Here is a 20594-nt window from a genome sequence, read left to right on the forward strand (position 1 = left end):
TAGTTTCAAGCTTAAAAAAGTTTGATAAAGTCCAAAGGATTATACCCATGCATTATCAAATTCTCCTCCGCCCATCGAAATTTTACGTGCTGAGATCATAAAAGTTTCCGTTAAAGGAGTGTCACTGTTATGATCAAAGTTTTCTTTGTACTTAACCATGTAAGCCTCTGTAAACTTTAGCTCTTTTAAAGTAGCATTAGAATCACGTTTGATGAATTTTACAGAACCATCTTTTCTTTCGAAATTATTGGTCATCCACTCAAACAATTCAGTACTACCTGTAGATTCTACTTCAAGCATAATTCTTCCTCCACGTGTTACTGTAGATGGACGCCCTGAAGCATCTGTTTCCTGAGCTAAATCGTAACTCACATTTAATACTTTGTAATCCTTTCCGGCTACTGACAACGATGTTAAAAACGACATAATAAAAATTTTTAATTATTAATTTATTTATTCATGCAGCAAATATAAAAACAATTCTTACAATAAAAAATATTTTATTAATATTTTATTTACTTTTTTATTAATTTTATTTATATGATAATGGACCAACAAAAAAATATCCTTTAAAATCAAAATTTCTATTAGTACTCTTTACTGTAGCGTCAATAATAATATCAACTCTTTTTTTGGCTCTGCTCATATCGTCTACAAAAAACATTTCTTCAGACAATTCAACTCTGAGATCATTTAGTTTGATCCTGCCTTCATGTAAAAGCAATGATTGCTTCATGGTTTTGGAAATTATATCTTTCAGTGTGTTTTCATTCATCAGTAAATCAAAATCTATTTCCCATATTTTAGATCCAAAAGTTTCATCAAATTTGCATTCGCCAAATGTGGTAGTAGCCAGCAAAATTATCTGTTGCGCTATGGAATGTTCAATAGATGTTTTTTCTAATTCTTTTTTCTGAATGATGGCATTAAAATCTATAGGCAGTTTATAAAAAGCTCCTTTCATATTTTCCTCAATTTAAATATAAATTACCCTGTCCATTTTTCCGTTATATCCTGTTTCTATGGCTTTAGAAACTTTTTTCCTTTTAATAATACTAAGTGTTACTTTGGGTGTAAGTTTTAAAAATTTCTCACGGTACAAAATATCACCAATAAAACGCTTGCCTTTATTTTCGTCAACAACAATAAAATAGCTCGTTCCTTTTTCAATTTTCAGTGTATTGATGTCTCCTGCAAAAAGCTGAATGTTTTGATTTTCTTTTTGAAAAGTATAACACAGTTCTTCGTTATTTAATTTTCTGTATTTCGAAATATCAAAAACTTCTATTTCTTCTTTTAAAGGTTCAAAAGGTATATTTTCAAAAAGAAAATTCTTTGGCGCTAAAAATTTCAGTCCAAAAAAGCTCCAGATTCCTTTTTTTGTAGTTTTCTCTTTAAAGAAAAAAGTGTCCCGTGTAACTTTATATATTTCTTTCTCATTGGTTTTATCATCAGTTACAATCATTTGATACGTTGGAACCTCTATTTCTACAGGGATTTCAGAACTTTCAAAGAATGTTTTGAGATTTACAGTTCCCACTTCCTGCTCTGAAATTATGATGCTTATTGTATGCTTCTTTAAAGCTGAATCGGTTCTGACAACCACATCTCCTTCTCCGCTGCCTGCATAAAAAACAGAACCTTTATTGTCTGTAAGTCCTAATGAAAGATTTAATTCCGGGAATGGCATATTTTAGCTATTTATGAGATGGTTACTAATTTTATTTGAAAAAAGGCAGCTTATCTATAAACTATTTGAAATTTAAACTAATGCTACTTTTTTCTAATCTTATACACTTTCAAACAATTGAGATAATGTTTTAGATTTTGATTATCGACCGCACTCGGACTAAACTCATAATCTTTTTTAAGGGTGTAAAATTTTATTGAATTAATGGTATTGGCATTAAGCTTTTTTATATCAGCGCCCGAGAGTTCCATAACAGCTGTGCCATCACAATTTACTGCAAATGAATTTTTTAAAATATACATATCTCCATTTTTGAAATAAAGTTCTAATGGTTGTTCCTGTTTTACACAAACATTATCTGTGAATATTTTAAAGTATAGATATAAACTACTTTTTCTTTTCCCTAACTGTAATACAGCATATTCAGAATCTTCATTAAAAACTCTTAACAAAATTGGCGGCGCACTTGCAAAAAGCTTACCATCGAGCAATAAATCATTCTGTGTAACAGGACAGTTTATTTCACTTAACACAGGTAGTTTTTGAGCTTTAACAGGATTGGAAGCTAAGAACAATACAACGATTGCAGGCAAAATTTTAAGTAGGTTCATAAATTTGAATTATTTGGTTTGACCATTCAAAAGATCAATGTTTTGTTTAAAAAGGAAACATAAAAATATGTTCCCTTTTTTATAGAGGCATTACTATTATTTTTGTTCGTAATCTGTATCCCATTCAGTTCCGTCGTCTCCTTTATGTCCGTCCATTTTGATAAGGAAGTTTTTTGCAGGGAAATAAGGTTTCATATGGATATCCATATAAATTCTGTCTTTCTGGATCGGATCCTGCTCGAATCTGCGGATTTCAAAATTTTCGATCAATTTATCAGGACCTGTTATTCCGTCAAGGAAAGCCACAATCTGATTCATGATTTCTTTACGTGTTTTTGCTGTAAAGTTTTCGAAAGCACGTCGGTTTAGGAAATCCATTAATACTTTGGTTACATAATCAAAGACACGAACAACTGAGTAAGTTTGTAATCCTAAATTATCTCCGCTGAATAATGTTTTGGCAGAGAAAGCCATTACTTTTCCATACTCATTTACCATAGGAACCAATCCTAAGTTTTCAAGATTTGCGATTTCGCTTTTCTTTAAGTCAAATTTTACTCCGTCAACTTCATTGATACCACCGAATTTTTTACCGGCTGTAACCTGAGACATCAATGTTTTATAAATTTTTCCGGCAAGTGCTGCAGAAGGAGCTATGTGCAAATCTTCGTTTTCTCCAATCTGGTCAAATCTGCCGCGTCCTACTAACCAGTTACAAGTCATGATTACATTAGAACGATACACATCTCCTCCTGTTAAAGAAGCTGCATCAAACATTTCCATTACATCATCCGGTTCATCAAGGTGCTCAAAATCTGTAACCAGCATTACTTTATTCTCATGTGCAATTTTTGCCCATTTTTCGATTACTTTATTTGAACCTAAATAGCCTGGAATTACCAAAATACCGTAGTTGTTTTTAAGATCTAAACGATCGTAATTATCTACCAGTTCAGCATGAATTGCATCGATAAAACGTGTATTATCAAGATCTTTTAATTGCTCTAAATCAGCATTTACGATTGTAACATTTTTTACCTTATCTGTTTCTGTGTTTTTAAAGAATAATGCAACTGTTCTGTAAGCCGCTTCGATTTCCCTTGTATCTTCAACAGCTTTCGCAAGATTCTTTTTCAACAATGCTTCAGACTCTTTGCTTTTGTCTTCACTTTGTGCCACCATATCAGTCAAAGCATCGTTGCTGCTTAAAACTGAAGACCATAATTCTAAAGTCTTTAAAAGTGTTTCTCTTTCTTTTGCTTTATTTACTTCTCCAAGGAAAATTTTTCTTCTTGCTTTTCTCTCCGGATTAAGATTCTGAATTCCTTCAATTGACATTTCCAATAAATCAAAACCACCGTATTTAGCCAGTTTTTCAATATTCTTTTCAATCGAACCTCCACCTTTTGCGATTACTTTAGGTTCTAATACTGCGATATCCTCGTCGTTATTTTTATATGCTTCTTTATTTGACATTTCTATGTATTTTTAAAATTTTTATTTATTTTCTTTTAATTCATTAATAAGCGTTCCAAGACTTTCTAATAAAGCTTTTTTTGCGTCTCCGTCTTCTAAAGCCGCTTTCAGGATTTTGTTAGACTTTAACTGACGAATAATTTTTTGATACTGATCTTTTTCAGTTTCCAGTTCAGACAAAAAATTGCTTTGTGACGTAATTCCTTTCATTCCAAAATCACCCAGGTTTTTAAAATTCAAAGCTTCAACTTTTGTTGCACCTTCAGCAGTTTCAAAGTTTACTTTTACTTCCGGTTTAAAGTGTTCGAATGCTTTTTCGATACTTGTAATTCCTTCAACCAGCTCTGGTTTAATAGGTGCGTCAACCGTTAATTTCTGAGCAACAAGTGTTCTGTTTTGAGGGATCGCAATGATTGCTTCATCAGCATCTAATTTTACTTCATTACCTCCAATTCCATAATTTGATAACATAATTTTTAATTTTTAGTGATTATTCTATTAACTCTTTTACTCTAAATTCTATTTATTGATTTTGATAAATCTGACGGCAGACATCCAAATCCCTGCTTACTTTTTCTAATTCTTCTTTATACGTTTTTGCCGACTGGTTCAAACTGTCAATAAGATGTGAGTTATGTGTAAGACTTCTGATCTGCTTTTTATAATCGATAATATTCTTGTATGCGAGAATGATATTGTTGTACAGTTTTTTATTGTCTGTAGTGTCTTTTGGAATTTTCTGATACATATTAGCAATCATAACATTCGCCAGACGCTGCTGAAAATCGTTATCTACTTTTGGTGAATTGATTGAATCAATCGTCATTCTGATACTGTCAATTTTTACCGAAAAATTGGTTTGGTAATCGTATTCCCTTTTCATCATTTCGTTTTCTGCCTTAAGCAATTTATTTTCTGCTTTTGGCATATAAAAATTAAAGGATACTGCAATTAACATCACTGAAAAAGTCAGGATAAATGCTATTAAAAAAGCTATAAATGCTTTTTGGCGTTCTTGTTTATTTAATACTTCCATATTTATTATTCGTAATTGTTTTTAATCTTTTATGAAGAAACTGTGTCGTTTAGAAGTATGCACAATATCTTTTTGATCTGTTTCGGCAACAAATAATTCGATATTTTCTTTCTTCTTACCTATATAATCAAGTTTGTTTAAGGTCTCGTATAACTTTTCAATCTTAACAAGGAAGTTCATGACCAGCGTTGCAGTTTTATCAATATGCACATGATCGTATCCTGAATTAATAAGGGATGCAAAAAGTACTTCTAACTCTCCCTGTGATATATCACACCATTCTGCAAAATAATTAAGAAGCTCTTCTTTACCTGCTCCTGATTTTGAATCAATAAAGTTTTTGATGACTCTTGCAAATGAAACTACGTTAGTCAGCATTGCTGCAGGATGCTGATGCAGGGTAAACCAACGAAACTGAGTCAGACAACTTCCTAGATAATAACTAGTCGTATCTGTTAACTGAATTACCGTCTGAGGTAAAATTCCAGATTGTTGAGTACGATTAATTTTTTGAGAAATCTGAACCGAATAAATTTCGATCTGGCCAAACGTACGTGCAATCTGTGCGTGCATATCAACCAGTTTTGGATGGCAGGCAACAGTTACCGATGGCGGAATATAATTTTCGTCAAGGATTGTGTTATCACCAATTAAAACTTTACCAATAGCCAGATAAAAACCTCCGTAACCTATCCCGGAACGAAATTCCTCTGCTTTGATTAAGTGAAGTTTATATTCGGGCTGCGTGTATGGATATCTTGGCGGAACTTCTTCCGGATCTGGCTCTCCAAACGGAATTCTTTTCTTCGAGTTCACTGATATACAGGCCAACAATACCAATTGTTCTCCATCTTTAATTTCATAAGTATCCTCAGGATATGGAACCTGAAGATCTAATGTGTCTGTATTACTCCTGCTGATTTCAATTCTTGAACCGTTTGGAGTAATGGCATGACATTCTTCTACACGAACGCGAAGTAATTTATGATTGTCGATTCCGAGTGTGATTTTTGTAGCCTCCTTATTTTGGTTTCCGGAATCCAATAAACCGTAACTCATGGGTGTGGTATGAATCCCTATTGCATCATTTACCAATTCAGAAACATTGTTCTGCATGGATAAGAAATGGCTTTTGTTTATTTTCATCCCGTCAATCCAGTTTACGGGAAAATGATTTAATTTTTCTATCATATATTTTATGTTTTTCTTTTAAACAAACCTTTACTGCATTTTTCCTTTAACCCTAATAATGGCGTTATCATAAACTGTATTTTCTTTTAATTCCTTGACGAGTTTGTAGTAGTTTAGTGCTTCTTCAAAATCATTTTCGTTTTCAAAAATCTTAGCAATATTGTAATAAGCACTGGCTTTTGTGGTGTTAATTGAATTACCTGAAGCATACGTTATTGCTTTTCTGTTTGCGTAAATCGCTTCTGCCTTATACCCTTTTTTGATATACATCAAACCTAAATTTCCGTATGCCTGACCAAATGTTGGATAGTATTCTATCGCTTGCTTGTAAAATTCTAAAGCTGTATTTATATCTTTATTTTGATAGGCCAGATCACCTTTTCTGTTTAACTGCATCGCTCTTTTCTTATCTTCATTGGAGACGTAAACTTGTTCTTCGACATCATTATCACCGTAATTGATGCCAACATCCTGAGTAGTTTTAGAAATGACGGTATTGATATCTATAATTTCTCCATTTTCATTTATTTTGAATAAGTTCCAAACGTTACCTGTCTTGTTTTTAGGCATGTAATAGGTTTTTACCAACGACTGTCCTACATATACAAAGACTTTTGCATCACTGGCTGATAGTTCATTTGAGTTGAGATTATCCTTATTGCTGAAATCGTGAACAAAATAATGATAGGTTTCTCCAAATCTTTTGTTTTCAATTGTTATCGTTTCCGGTCCGTAGCTATCAGTATCATCTACGTCCAGATTTGCCAGACTTCCTTCCTTTCGTTGAAAAAAGATATGATTTCCGGGAAAAGTAAGATGTGAATCTAAATCAGAGGGATATTTTCCCCAGTTCAGCACGATTCTCATCCCGTCCAGATTTTTCATGTACGGACTCAATGCATACGTCATATCGTTGCATGGACATTTTACCACTAAACTCGAATAATTGTCTTTTTTGATAATTAATAATGTGTTTGAATCATCCGGAAATCCACTATTAATTGTGGTTCTGCCCTGATTGTTTGTCAGACTCTTTGTTGATGATTCACCATTTCTCTGAATCATTACTTCTGCATTACTAATCACTTTATCTTTTTCGACTGCTGACAATACCTGTACAGATATGTTTTGTGCGCTTACATTATTACTCAAAGCCAGAGCTAAAAAAAAGATTCCTAATTTAAATTTCATTATATTTTTTATTAAAATTACTTATAGTTAACATATATTATTTAAAGATTTTTTGGGTTAATTATTTTAATTAAACAAGTTTAATCTTAAAAAAATAATTTATTTCACAAAATTCATCCTTATTATTTACAAAAAATCGTGTATCAAATAGCCCAAATTGCAATCATGCCTATTTTAATCATCAAGGTTATTCAGTTTCTATCTCTCTTTTTGTTTTCACTTTTACTTTGTCAATTTACTTTATAACATGGATTACAAATTCGCGCTATCGGGTGAAACAGAATCTCACGTTTTCAATCAATATGAATCTACAAGGTTTACCTAATCAATCAGCACTATGAATAATAGTAATTTTCACATTTTCTTTTATTTGTTCTAGTTTAATAGAGTTAACTCCGCCTTCATAATTAAACTCGATATCAAGTTTATTTGAATTTATTTTATATTCAATATTAATAAGTCCATCTTTTCTAATTTTAATAATCTGATTTTTTTTAGGAATCGATTTTAACAAATATTCAGATTTATCAATTTCTGCATTTTTAATCATGTTAAAGTAAACTTTTTCAATAGTACTATTTACTATTGTGCATTCTTTAATTACGCCCATTTCAATAATTGATGTCTCACAATTTTTATGAATAGATGATTCTTTTTCATCATGTATGTAGTAACTTTTATTCTTATTAAAAAAACAATCTATAATTTCATTCCATACTACTTTGTCAAAATTTAGTCTTTCAGGATTTTCAATGTCGTTAGTAAAATCCAAAAGCCTTTTGTTTTCAGCATCAAAATTTATCCATCCCACTGTACTGTTCCCGTCTTCAACAAATAATCTTAATTTCATATTTATAGAATTCTGACTTTCAATTTCAACTTTCAATTCATCCTTAAAAGCATTTTTAACATTTGATTTTTTAATTAAATCAACTAAGACTTTAGAACAATCTACAATTATCGGTTCTGTCTTTTGATTAATTTCTTGCTTTATTGTATCGATATTCTGAATAGATTTCAACTCACTTACAGACTTTTTGTCAATTTTATCTATATCATTTTTTTTACAAGACAAATTAGTTACCAATATAATAACCAACAATATATTCTTTACCATACATCTTACATTCATAATGATTCAATAATTTTTGCTTTAACTCCTTTTAGTGACTCTATATATTTTTCTTGTTTATCAGCATTCGTATTATACCATCTTGCATAATTCCCTTCATACTTTATAATATATTTTATTTTATATTCCATTCCTACTATAACAGATGGGAGTTTAACAAATTCTTTTTGTTTAGTTGTGACTTGTTCATTTCCTCCTTTACCACTCAACCCTTTCCCTTCAAAAGCACTCCAAATTCCTAATGGTTGTTTTGTAAATAGACTTGAATCCCATCCATAGTATGGAGCACTTCCAAAAGACTCCATACCCCCTGTCCCACAATACTCATATTGTTCTGATGTAAAATGAAATGTTTCCAATCTATACATTTTTTCAACAATTATTAATATATCTTTACCTGACACTACAATTTCTTTCTCAGATCCTTCCCATTTCCAGTTCCATGATTGATTTTTATATTTATTGTACAGCTCAATTAGAGCTTCTTTTGCGTGGTTTATCGTAAACAATTGTTGTACAGCATTTTCTCCAAAAGTATTTCTAAATCCTTCTTGCAAAATAGTAACAGAGTCTACTAAATCGATTCTTCTCATAAATGGTTTATCATCAGTTGATAAGGGGATTGATAAGTCATATCCTTTATCTCCAGTATAATGCTCAAAATGCAACATATATATTGTCTCTCCAGTTATAACTGTTATACCCACTAGATGTCCAGTTACTCCAATTTGTTGTTTTTGAATTACACTATCACCTTTCTTAACAGTTATACTATTTGGAGCCAATTCACCATATCTAATGATAAATTTTCTCCCATCATTTGTTTCGTGTAAAATAGTTACCTGATTAGTTTGAGCATAAAAAGATTTAACTTCTAAAACCTCTCCCTTGCAAATTGCAACCACTGGTTCTTCTGGATTCGTATATAAATCTCTTCCAGCATGTTTTCTTGTCCCTCCTCCCCGATTAGAATTAAATGTTGCTTGATTAGCCGCTTGGTTAGCTGCCCAATAAAAACCTTTTCCCCATTTATTTCCCGTATCGTTTTCTGATTTAACCAATAACGGAAATATAATTTCATGCGCTTTTTTTATAGTAAAATACTCCCCATCCCTTTTCAAAAATTCCCCTTCGTGTTTTACAGTATCACCCAAGCATTCGGCTTTTAACCATAAACTTTCGGTTTGTGTTTTATAGGTATCGAAAGTAATAGGATCACCACCCTTGTAAGTTTTGTTTTCTAAAGCTTTTTCTACATCGTCTACAAAGGCTGTTTTTCCGGCTGCTATCTTGGTATTGCCTTGTTTTCCTTCTTTTGCGTTTTTTAGTATTATTGCTGCAAATTGCTTTTTGTTGTCAACTGTAATTGCAGTGTCATTTTTAAATGTATAGGTATAAGCTTCTTCTTTTTTTCCTTTAAGCAGTTTTTCTTTCCATGTTTTTAAATCTTCATCATCTTTTGGGCGTAGTTTTACATTTACCTTTGCTATACCGTTTTCAACAGTTGCTTTTAGTGTTGTAAGTTCTGCCCCGTCTTCTTTGGCTTCTAAAACTGGTACAGCTGTATCTGCATCTACTATAATGGTTTCTTTTTCTTTTATTGTAATAGAAACTTCTTTCCCATCCAGCAAAAATGTTTTTGCAACGACATATACTTCCTCTTCTAGTGGAGCATTATTTATTTTTATATAGTTTGCTCCTAACTTGTACAAATCAAAAGAAACAGGGTCCCCAATATCATAATTATTTTCAGTCAATGCATTTTTAATATCATCAAGTTTGGAATATTTTTTATCTGCTTTTACTTGTGCATCTACTCGTTGTTTGATGATTTTTGCTGCCTTATCTTTGTCGATAGGAACATTTTTAGTTTTAAAAATGTATTCATGCTTACCCACAGCCTCTGAAGTTTCCAAAGAAAATTCTTCTTTAGCAAAATAGGCACTAATAATGCCTTCTGTTCTTACTATTTCCTCTACTGGTGTTGTATCAATTGTTAAAGGGGCTGTATTAGTTGGTACTTCAATTATGGGTTGTACCACCTTGTTTGCTATGAAAAAAAAGAGTATTCTGTCGCTACCGCTAGCATTTGTAAGATATTCATCTGTTATGTCTTTTACTTTTATATAGAATTTTTCTGACTCAGAATTTTGACCTGATAGGAGTGTATTTACTCCGGAGATAAAAAAATTATACCCAAAAGTGGAAAATTTCACATCCACTATTTTACCATCAATACATTTCTCATTTTTTGTTTGGATGCATTGAGGATTTTTTTCACTATATAATTCTATGGAAAGGATATCCCCATTTACGCCTTCCGTATTTAATGTAATAAATAAGTTATGGCCATAACTTATTTCACTATTATCAGCTACTCCTTTTGTTTTACTCCAGGAGGAGGATGTTATTTTTTTGTCGCATTTTCCATATACATGAAGTCCTGTTTTTCCAGGATCATGTCTGCCATATAAACTGGCTTCTAAGTAGTACGCATAACTCCCACATAGTTTTTTAGGAATAGAAACTCCAAAAGGGGTATTGGCTCGTTTTACTGTTGTTTTTATAACTTCAGTTTTCTTTTGATTTTGCCACAACCATGTAATATTTCGTTGTTTGTCTTCGGGCGTAGTGTCCTCATACCATTCGCTAACATTAAAATTTACCATTTTGTTAGGTTTTATGCATATAATGTTATTATCTCTTGAAGTATGATTTTCAAGAACATTGCTTGTTTCTGATTCCTTTATTTTTTTTACACCTTTTGCCATTTCTATTCTTTTAGAAATAATGAATTTATTTTTAGCTATATTGTATTCCTTCGTCTGTATGCTTCCTTTGAAATAGTTCTTCTATATCTACCATCGGGTTTATTTGCTTTTGGACTTCGGGTTTGGCATTCTTTACATTCTGTTTACTCACTTCTGCTTTTTGTCCGTGTTTGTCAACAGTGATGCAATCAGCCCCTCCAATAGGACAGGTAGCTTTGCTGTCTTCCAGTAATATTTTTCCTTTATTAGACAAGGTGACTTTTTCATAAAAACCGCTCCATTTAGTAATCACTGCCTGACATGGCAGGTAATCACCACTTCCGTTAGGCTGCATTTTACATTTACCAAAAGTGTTTTTCTCTAAGGTCTGACCGATTTCTTTATCTGTGGCTATGAGTTTATTTGCAGCATCTTTGTCATTCGCATAATGCTTACTATGCGTTTTTACCTTAAGTTTATCTAACTTGGGTTCTACACTAAACTTACATTTTACGGTCGCTCCTTGTACCACTACATGTTTTGCACTCATAACCTTATCTTATTTAGTTGTAAAAAAATTACTCAACTTAATTTCTAATTACTTTGTTCCTTTTTCTATTTTCAAAAGCTCAATTTCAATCGTTGTTCTTACAGGTTGAGCGTTCTCAATATTGCATTCCAGATTCATTTTCTCTATACTATAAGTATCCGAATTTAGAAAGTAAACAGCATTATAATTCACTTTCAAATGAGCGTTTCCATATAAAAAACCAAACCCCGAATCTGTATAATTCCCTTTTTGCTCTATTCTAATGTGACCCGTGTCATCTAAATTTGGAGCCATTTTATGTTGCACTCTAAATACTGATTCTGTTTCTTTTTGTAAAGGAAATGACAAATCTTTCTCAAATCCATAATCAGCTGTATAACCTACATGAATACCATTAAAAAAAGCCCTCAAAAAATAATCTGAACGAAGTGAACTCAATAATCTCTCTGAACTCTCAAGTGTAGATTCGACATGCTCTATATACTTTTCAACTACTTTTCCTTCATAATAATCTAAAATTTCAATTTTAATTTTTCCCCAACGGCTTTCAATTTCAGCATGATTATGAAGATCAATCCATTTACCAAATTCATCAACAACAATTTTTAACGGATACAAAACTTCAGCTGTTTTAGCTGCCAATCCATCCATTAGTGTATCCGGTATTTTACCGTTTATATAAATATCTGGTGCTCTGTTAATTTCAAAAAGATGGTATTTATTTTTATCAGTAGCTAACCATCTTACGCTTATCTTCATTTCTGTGACATCAATCTCTTCTCCAACTTCATAAGTGTATTTCACTTTATAACTTTCGTCGATTTGTTTTGGCAAAATAGGCAGCTTATAGTTTTCTCCTAAACTAACTTTTTGAGGCTTTTTTTTAACTTCTTCATCTTCACTTTTGGGTGGTGACAAAATCAAAAACTCCAGATGCCTGTTAAAATCCGCTTCTATCAAATCTGAAATATCACAATACATATTATGATACCGCCTGAGTTCTTGCGCCTCATAGCCTAATTCAGCAGCGACACTTTCCAGTGTATCACCCTTTTTTATTTTATAAGTCCGGATTTTATTATATGCGGGTATCTGTGATTCTTCTATATAATACATTCGTTCAGGTAGATTTAAATTTTATTGATTCATTTCTGCTTTTGCACCATATACAAAATCCGGATCCTTTGACTTATCTTTTTTACTTATTTCAACCTTTTTTTCTTTTTGTCTTTTACAGATAATAACCGAGTTCTCTGTTATACCATTCATTCCCAATGTATATTTTGCATCTACATATCTGGCTGGCTGATACCATTTTGGCTGTAGAAAAAATACCCAGTTGCAATTTTGTCCATTATGTTTCAATTGTATTTTACTCTCAGCATTGTGTTTATTATATCCCGTAACCGTATGATAAAATAAGGCTCCAAAATCAATTCTCACAGGTCCTTTTGATCTAATGGACGTGTACGTTTCGCTATCATCATCTTTTTGAATTAATAAAGTAATCAGTAAAAGATCTTTCATTTCTACATTTTCAACAACCGGAAAAGGGTTTTCTCTTTCCGGAATTTTCCATGTAACATATTCTTTTGGAGGTATCTGCATCATATAATTAAACACTGCGTAAATTCCTGTAGGAACTATAAATACAAGAAAATGCGAACACATCAAAAAAGTTAGTCCAATACCGCTCAATGCTGTATAAATTATGATAAATAATACACTTGAATAAAGCATTATCAAACACGAAAACAGCAATTCACTAGCAACCAGCTTCTGATTAAACTCATTAAAATAAATGCGGTATAAATAAACATGAAGCGTCCCGAATAATAAAGAAGCTATCTGATAAAAAAGAAATTCATCTGATACTTCAGTAAATAATTTGTTGTACCCTAAAAATCCAACAAGGGCATAAATAAGTATTGCGGAGAAAACGTAGATATAAAATTTCTTTTTATATTTTACTGCAAATTCTTTTACTTTATCACTAAATACCATTGTAAGTAAAACACTAACGGCTATAATTACAACCAAAAATACAATGAGCCTTACATCAATTAGTGCTCCTAAATGCTTTTTTACCATTTTTAAAGTCGTGTTGTAAAGCCCAACACAGGCTCATTATTAAAATTAAACTTTTCTGTTTCGTGGTTTATCAATAAGACTATTTTGACTTCAACTTCCATTGGAAAAAAGTGTTCGCAAAAACAGTCTATAAACTTTTTTATATCTCCTTCGTTTATATAATTATGAAAAGGCTTATTCACTATTGGGCCTATTTCTATGGTTACATTCATAGAATAATCCGTATATTCTTTTCCGCTGATAAAATCTACTCCTAATCTGTTTTCACCCAATACTATCTGTTCTCTTTCTTCACTTAATTCTTTAGATGTTGTAGTTTCAAAAGTTACTTTTTCATCTATTATTGTTGATAAACATTTACAGGCTAAATCTATATCTCCAACAATTTTGTATGCGTATGGCAAAAGCCTAATAAACTTAGCCACCAAAACTGCCGGATAAATATGAGGAAGTCCCCAAAAATCATAGAAAAACTCTAATGATTTACCTGAATTAAGTTTGTACAAAAAATCTCTTTCAACACTTTCTATTTTAGTTTTGTAATGAAAAATTTCATTCTCAAAAGGACTAAAAAAGTTCCGTGCTTCAGCTTCCTGTTTTTTTTGATGCTTATGCTCCCTGATCATCTGCTGAACAGATTTATCAGTATAGTTTTCTTTTAAACTATGTATATATCCCTCCGGCAGCGTATCATAAATACTATCTCTTGACAACAGTATATTGAGGTATTCACGTTTATCATAATTATCATCTTTAATCGAAGCTCCTAAAACATCACTTCTGTAAGCTCTCGAAAACTGTCCCTGATTAGAAATCATAATTTCATCCTGAACAAGAGAAGTATTTTGCAGAAGTTCATTAGCAATTACTTCAGCCCTAATATCGTCTGAAATATTCTCTATCTGCCCAACAAGGTCTTCAAGATTCATGTTATTTTTTCTTTGTGTCTTCATTGATTCTTCCTGCTCCTATGTATCTCAACTGAAAATATTCATCATTAAAATTATAAATTGCCAATCCTTTGTTTGTACAGGCCAAAATCCTGTCATTATGTAAGTACAAACCAACATCTGAAATAGGATGATCTTTATCGTATCTAAAAAAAACCAAATCTCCTTCTGCTAAAAAACTTCGTCCCGTAAAAATCTGGATCAATTTTGATTTCCACATTCCGGCAGGATCTTTAGGAAGTGTAACTTTATACACTTCACTATACAAGGACTGAACAAAATAAGAACAGTCAATTCCTTTGTCCGAAAAACTTTTTTCTTTGTAAGGTGTATTAATCCAGGGATCTATGTATGAATATAATTTGTAATTTGTAATCTTGTTTGGTATTATGCCCATCACTATAGAATATTTTTCTTTTAAAGCTAAAACGGCATCACTTAAATTTTCTGAATTATCATTTACAACTGTCTTATTGCTTAAACCTGATTCATCCATATTAGCCTGCTTTTTGAGTGCTTCTAAAGAATAATCATATTTAAAAGGAACCTGAGAAATATATTTCTTACTACCACAGCCTATACCTAACAGTATTGCGAGTACTAATACAATTGTTTTATTCATAAAAAAAATACTTATTGTTTTGCCATTTCCATATTATGGCAATGACGAAATCATCTTTAACTTATTGATGTTTTGGATCAAAAACTGACTGGAGGTGGTATTTATCAGTTTCTATGTTTTTTTATAAAAAATTACTTTTATAAATTATTGAGGTCGCAAACCTAAGAAATTATTCTGTAAGAATTGTAATAATTTTTATAAAAATTTATACTAATTATTTTACTTTTTTAAAATAATAAAAACTACTTTTGCCAGCAAGTTTATAAAAAATATCTTACTTAATATATTATCCTTTAGAAAAACATGAACAAAAAAAATATCGATATCAGGGTTATATTTTTCTTTGTAATCCTTCTATTAATTGGAATTATAGCTTTTTTAATTCAGCTTTTTAATCATGTGGATTGTGAAGATGTACGATTTTATGTTTTGGCAGAAAACCCAGGAATCGAAGAATCGATTGAGTTTTTTGATAAGACACCAAATGCAAAATCATGGAAATGGGATTTTGGTGACGGATCTGAAACTGATGTAAGAAAACATACATTTCACGTTTATAAAAAACCTGGAAAATACTTGATTACCTTAACCATAAACGGGGAATGCATTCATAATAAAGAAATTACAATTAAGGATAAATACATAACTGATAAAATAGGGACACCAAAAATTATCGTCTCAAAAATTATTACTGCCGGCCAGCCTACATATTTCAATTCAGAATCTGAAGACGCTAAAACCTGGGAATGGGCTTTTGGAGAAAACAAAGGAATTGATGATACCTCTGCAAATCCGGTTTATACTTTTTCGACTCCTGGTGAAAAAACAGTTACTCTTATTGTAAACGGAAACTTTGGTACAGTAGCAAAAAAGATTATCTACGTACACCCCCGAGTAATAAAAAAAACAAATCCTCTCGATATAACTTCTTACGAGTTCGAAAAAAAAGCAGAAGCTTTTTCATTACCCAGAGGCGCTGCAAAAAAGGATCCTCTTGAAGATATGCTGCAGTATGTACCTGTAGCTCCTAAAACTAAAACTCAAAAAGACAGCATTATATCAATTAAAAAAGCTCCTAAAATATCTGAAGATCAATTTGAAATCCTACTTAAGAAAGTCGCTGAAGGCAGTAAAGTAAAAGATGATTTCTCTGAATATTTATGTGATGATTTAGAGATTCCAATTGTAAAAAATGATACTGATTTACTTACTTTCTCACAACTATGTGCGGCTATCAAAGGAAAAAAAATAAAAATTGAATCAATTCGTCTTAATAAGGACAAACAAAACAATTGTATTAAGGGATTGAACATTAGTTATAAAGTAAAAAAATACCTGATCTGGTCTAAAGATTAAAATAAGGATGGAAGAAAAAAATATTTTCAGTACAGAATTACTTAGTGCATTTGAAATCGCTAAAAAAATTGCTAAAAACAATTCAAATAAATTTTACTCGGCATCACATTTGTTAAAAGCCATTCTTAACAGAGATCTATCTTTGCTAAAACGTCTTGAGGCTATGGGCAAGGATGTTTATTATCTTGATGAATGGGCAGAGGTTCGTATGGAAGATGAGCCAAAAACTATAAATATTTCGGATGCAGAACCCAATGATCTGATTGATGAAATCATTAAAGAAGCAGAATCGGTGAGTACCATTCTGAACGAGGATGAAATTAGCATTTACGCAATCTTAGTAGCCTTAAGTTCTCCAGGGGTTGGTTTTAATTTTGATCAAATGAAGACCTACCCAATTTCCCGAAACGAATTATTAGAAAATATTGCAATTACTCCTTCTGAAGTTAACATTCCTCAAAAAGAAATAAAAAAAGGCTTTTTAAGTAAATATTGCATTCATAAAAACCTTGAAAAAAAGAACAAAAGAATTCTGGCTATTGGCCGTGAAACAGAGTTGAATACGATAAAGGAAATTCTTTGCCGATTTTCTAAACCTAACGTTTTATTAATTGGCGACAGAGGCGTCGGTAAATCAGTATTAATCGATTCACTTGTTCAAAATGTAATTACCAATCAGATTCCTGAAGTTTTAAATAAAGTTCAGCTTTTTGAACTGGATTTATCAACCTTAATTGCGGGTGCATCCTACAAAGGCGAAATCGAAGATCGCTTAAAAAATTGTATTCAGGAATTGAAACAATTTCCCAAAGCGATATTAATTATAGAGGAAATTTATGCTTTGCTTGATAAAAATGGAGGGGATTCCGGTGTTTCTAATGTACTCAAAGGTGAATTAGCAAAAGGATTAAACATCATTGCGACTTCAACAATTGATCAATATTCCAAAACAATTGAAAAAGAGCAAGGACTTTCAGGGATGTTCGAAATAGTAAAATTAGAAGAATCAAATGATGAAACGCTATTCCGAATGATTCGGGAATCGATAAAACCGTATCAGGAGCATCATAAAATACAAATTGACAATGAAACCATTACAGAATCAATCCGTTTATCCAGAAGGTATTTAAAAGAAAAAAGCTTACCGGAATCTGCAATCAATCTTATTGATCATACTATGTCAGTTTTAAAAACATCCGGTGAAACTTATTTAAAGGAAAAACAGTCTCTTTTGGATAAATTATCACTTTTAAAGCAGAATGACAATAGCTTGTCTGAGGATCGATTACTAAAAGAATATCATTGGTTTCTTTCTGATTTAATCAATAAAACAACATTTTTAATGATTGCAGATGATGAAAATGAGCCTCAAAGCTTTGGTACTTCTGAAACCCTCCTTAAACATATAGAAACTCTCATCAATACCCTTGAAGAAAGAGCTTTGGACAAACGAATTCATATCGAAGCTTTTGACTTATCACTTATAATTGCTCAAAAAACTGGTATCCCCGCAGGAAAACTCAAAGAAGAGGAAAAGCAAAAACTGAATACTATTGAAGATGTTTTAAACCGCAGGGTAATTGGTCAGGATCATTGTATTGCAACAGTTGCAGGATCAATTTTAGAATCAAGATCAGGACTAAGCAAAGCAGGACAGCCTATTGCCTCGTTCTTTTTCTTAGGACCTACTGGAACAGGAAAAACAGAGTTAGCTAAAAGTCTGGCGGAGTTTCTTTTTCAGGATGAAAATGCCATTATCCGATTTGATATGTCTGAATTTAAAGAAGAACATTCTGCAGCATTGCTCTACGGAGCGCCTCCGGGATATGTAGGTTATGAAGAAGGTGGACTGCTGGTGAATAAAATAAGACAGAAACCGTATTCAATTGTATTGTTTGATGAAATTGAAAAAGCGCATACTTCTGTGTATGATGTTTTCCTTCAAATCATGGACGAAGGAAAATTACATGACAGATTAGGAAAAGAGGGAGATTTCTCCAACGCCATTATTCTTTTTACCTCAAATATTGGAGCAGATCACATTGTAGAAACATTCAATAACGGCCAGATTCCAAGCTCAACCTCTTTAATGGAAATTATGTCCAATTTTTTCAGACCCGAGTTTTTAGGACGCTTGACAGAAATTGTACCTTTTGCCCCTATCAGCAAAGAAAATGCTTTAAAAATATTCGAAATCCATCTTAAAAAAGAATTTTCAGATTTGCTTCAAAATATGAAAATCGAAGTTGAAATTCCGATGGAAACCAAACTTTATCTTGCCCAAAACGGATATAATGCAAAATACGGGGCAAGACCTATAAAAAGTATCATCAGAAGTCATTTACGAAGACCTTTGGCTAAGAAAATAATTTCCGGGGAAGTAAAAGATGGTGATAAAATGATTGTTGTAGTTGAAAATACTGAAATAAAATGGATAAGAGAAAATGTTTTTGAAACCAATTTATAAGTTTTTCAATTTTTAGACCTCTTAACACTTTGGAGGCAATCGGTATCTCTATTTTCAATAAAAAATGGGCCATACAGCCCATTTTTTTTAATTCCTCAAGTATAATTAAAAGCATTATCGCACCAGCTCAAAATCGTCATGTGAGAAAAACGAAACCTGTGCTTTGTAATTTGTGCCTACGATTTGCGCCTCGTTTACCCCGTTTACCAATTCTACAGGGAGCAATTGCGTACCATCTTGTGAAAAAGTCATCACATGCTCAACTCCGTTGATGGTATATCTAACCGCTTGCGGTTTTTGAGAACCTCTTTTATTACTGAATTTTGCCGTTATTGCTATTGCATATTCAGCATCCGGATTGATGCATTCGCCCGTTGAAACCGGAAAACCGTTTTTATGTACATAGGCTATTTCTGCTGTAATGATGTTTTCGGGTTCATCGTCCTGGGAACAACCTGAAAATACTGCCAAAACGATTGTTAAAAAAACAGCTAGTTTACTCTTCATGATTATTTTTTTAGATTAATAACAATTTCTTTTACATCTCCGTCCACTACTACCTTATACGTTCCTTCGTTTAAATTGTTGAACACTACCTGTCCGTTTGCGATAGTTTGTGTTGACAAAGCCAGTGTGCCCGTCATCAGGCGTACCGACTCACCTTCTTTTGAATGCAGCAGCTTGATTGCCCCCCCTTCATAACAGACTGCGTCTTTTTTATAATAAACCACATTTCCGGAGCCTTTTTTGACTGTTACTGTCCATTGCTTCAATACCGACTGATCTGCGGACAACACCTGAAACTGTACCGGATTAGTATAGCTGATTGTATTTGCACCAGACTCCTGCTTTACAGTCCCCATATAGATGCCTGCCCCCGGGCTTAACTGAAATACTGTGTTTAAGGCTGTGAGATCCTGTCCGGCATCCAGATATACCGTAATTGTATTCCCCTCTATGGCAATATCCTTGTTCTGTACATTTTTAAAACTTATATTGAGGAGACCAGCCTCTGTACTTAGAGCCGGACTTGCAAAACTGTATGCCTGAAAGAGGTTGCCGTAGTTTTCGTTTGTAATGAAATTTTTAGTCTTCTCTACGTTTTTAATTTCGTTTTTTGCCGAATTGTAAATCTTAAAACTAATAGTCTCATTGTTCTGATTCGAAAAAACGGTCAGGTAGGCGAAGTACTTGTTCTGACTTGCCACATAGGTCAGATTTGCCACTCCCCTGCACTCATTTCCGACAAAGGCTGCCACTTTATCATTTGCACTTGCAAGCGTAGTACCGTCAACATTCAAAAAGCCGACAAACGTCATGGTGTACTGAAAATTATTTTCGTTAACCGACCAATTGGGTGCCTGAGCCTGTACATTGCCGATTGCTAAAAGCAGTACCATGATACTGTATATATACTTTTTCATCTTTTACATTTTCTATCCCTAATCCGGTACTCCCGTAAAACTTTAGACTGTTTTTTA

20 protein-coding genes are annotated in these 20594 nt (G+C 32.5%); 2 read left to right on the forward strand and 18 right to left on the reverse strand.

Going from position 1 to position 20594, the window contains the following annotated elements:
• Nucleotides 1-39 precede the first annotated feature (39 nt).
• From tssD to GXM17_RS16195, 16 genes are all read right to left on the reverse strand, one after another.
• A complete protein-coding gene (gene tssD / locus GXM17_RS16120; protein WP_110345063.1) occupies nucleotides 40-426 on the reverse strand; it encodes a type VI secretion system tube protein TssD in 387 nt (128 codons plus the stop codon).
• A gap of 106 nt (nucleotides 427-532) precedes the next feature.
• Nucleotides 533-964, reverse strand: coding sequence for a GPW/gp25 family protein (locus GXM17_RS16125; protein ID WP_163400364.1), 432 nt, complete (start codon nucleotides 962-964; stop codon nucleotides 533-535).
• 12 nt (nucleotides 965-976) lie between these two features.
• Nucleotides 977-1690, reverse strand: coding sequence for a hypothetical protein (locus GXM17_RS16130; protein WP_163400366.1), 714 nt, complete (start codon nucleotides 1688-1690; stop codon nucleotides 977-979).
• Nucleotides 1691-1773: 83 nt separating this feature from the next.
• A complete protein-coding gene (locus GXM17_RS16135; protein WP_163400368.1) occupies nucleotides 1774-2301 on the reverse strand; it encodes a hypothetical protein in 528 nt (175 codons plus the stop codon).
• Nucleotides 2302-2397: 96 nt separating this feature from the next.
• Nucleotides 2398-3777, reverse strand: a complete 1380-nt coding sequence (locus tag GXM17_RS16140) for a DUF5458 family protein (protein WP_163400369.1) — start codon at nucleotides 3775-3777, stop codon at nucleotides 2398-2400.
• Between the two features lie 21 nt (nucleotides 3778-3798).
• Complete coding sequence (locus tag GXM17_RS16145) at nucleotides 3799-4248, reverse strand: hypothetical protein (protein WP_208796457.1); 450 nt, start codon at nucleotides 4246-4248, stop codon at nucleotides 3799-3801.
• 52 nt (nucleotides 4249-4300) lie between these two features.
• A complete protein-coding gene (gene tssO, locus GXM17_RS16150; protein WP_031457441.1) occupies nucleotides 4301-4813 on the reverse strand; it encodes a type VI secretion system TssO in 513 nt (170 codons plus the stop codon).
• A gap of 21 nt (nucleotides 4814-4834) precedes the next feature.
• Nucleotides 4835-6004 (reverse strand): hypothetical protein, encoded by a 1170-nt coding sequence (locus tag GXM17_RS16155; protein WP_163400371.1) that lies wholly within the window; start codon nucleotides 6002-6004, stop codon nucleotides 4835-4837.
• A gap of 30 nt (nucleotides 6005-6034) precedes the next feature.
• Entirely contained in the window at nucleotides 6035-7195 is a 1161-nt protein-coding gene (locus GXM17_RS16160) for a tetratricopeptide repeat protein (protein WP_163400373.1), read from the reverse strand.
• Nucleotides 7196-7520: 325 nt separating this feature from the next.
• Complete coding sequence (locus GXM17_RS16165; RefSeq protein WP_163400375.1) at nucleotides 7521-8312, reverse strand: hypothetical protein; 792 nt, start codon at nucleotides 8310-8312, stop codon at nucleotides 7521-7523.
• Nucleotides 8313-8323: 11 nt separating this feature from the next.
• On the reverse strand, nucleotides 8324-11098 hold the full coding sequence (locus GXM17_RS16170) for a M23 family metallopeptidase (RefSeq protein WP_163400377.1): 2775 nt from the start codon (nucleotides 11096-11098) through the stop codon (nucleotides 8324-8326).
• 31 nt (nucleotides 11099-11129) lie between these two features.
• A complete protein-coding gene (locus tag GXM17_RS16175) occupies nucleotides 11130-11627 on the reverse strand; it encodes a DUF4280 domain-containing protein (RefSeq protein ID WP_163400379.1) in 498 nt (165 codons plus the stop codon).
• Nucleotides 11628-11675: 48 nt separating this feature from the next.
• The gene (locus tag GXM17_RS16180; RefSeq protein WP_163400380.1) at nucleotides 11676-12743 is read right to left on the reverse strand and encodes a LysM peptidoglycan-binding domain-containing protein; all 1068 of its coding nucleotides are present in this window, start codon (nucleotides 12741-12743) and stop codon (nucleotides 11676-11678) included.
• A gap of 21 nt (nucleotides 12744-12764) precedes the next feature.
• Nucleotides 12765-13718 carry a TssN family type VI secretion system protein gene (locus GXM17_RS16185; protein ID WP_163400382.1) on the reverse strand — a complete coding sequence of 318 codons (954 nt, stop codon included), beginning with the start codon at nucleotides 13716-13718 and terminating at the stop codon, nucleotides 12765-12767.
• Between the two features lie 2 nt (nucleotides 13719-13720).
• Nucleotides 13721-14647, reverse strand: a complete 927-nt coding sequence (locus GXM17_RS16190; RefSeq protein ID WP_244307419.1) for a type VI secretion system baseplate subunit TssG — start codon at nucleotides 14645-14647, stop codon at nucleotides 13721-13723.
• A 1-nt stretch (nucleotide 14648) separates the two neighbouring features.
• A complete protein-coding gene (locus GXM17_RS16195) occupies nucleotides 14649-15290 on the reverse strand; it encodes a C40 family peptidase (RefSeq protein ID WP_163400386.1) in 642 nt (213 codons plus the stop codon).
• A 303-nt stretch (nucleotides 15291-15593) separates the two neighbouring features.
• On the opposite strand from GXM17_RS16195, the gene GXM17_RS16200 reads away from it, so the two are divergent.
• Nucleotides 15594-16646 (forward strand): PKD domain-containing protein, encoded by a 1053-nt coding sequence (locus tag GXM17_RS16200; RefSeq protein WP_163400388.1) that lies wholly within the window; start codon nucleotides 15594-15596, stop codon nucleotides 16644-16646.
• A gap of 7 nt (nucleotides 16647-16653) precedes the next feature.
• Nucleotides 16654-19113 carry an AAA family ATPase gene (locus GXM17_RS16205; RefSeq protein WP_163400390.1) on the forward strand — a complete coding sequence of 820 codons (2460 nt, stop codon included), beginning with the start codon at nucleotides 16654-16656 and terminating at the stop codon, nucleotides 19111-19113.
• A gap of 114 nt (nucleotides 19114-19227) precedes the next feature.
• Here GXM17_RS16205 and GXM17_RS16210 read toward each other — a convergent pair whose 3' ends face one another.
• Entirely contained in the window at nucleotides 19228-19620 is a 393-nt protein-coding gene (locus tag GXM17_RS16210; protein ID WP_163400392.1) for a hypothetical protein, read from the reverse strand.
• A gap of 2 nt (nucleotides 19621-19622) precedes the next feature.
• The gene (locus tag GXM17_RS16215) at nucleotides 19623-20537 is read right to left on the reverse strand and encodes a hypothetical protein (protein WP_163400394.1); all 915 of its coding nucleotides are present in this window, start codon (nucleotides 20535-20537) and stop codon (nucleotides 19623-19625) included.
• Nucleotides 20538-20594 lie beyond the last annotated feature (57 nt).

This window comes from Flavobacterium fluviatile (assembly GCF_010645065.1).
In the GTDB taxonomy this organism is placed as follows: Bacteria; Bacteroidota; Bacteroidia; order Flavobacteriales; family Flavobacteriaceae; genus Flavobacterium; species Flavobacterium fluviatile.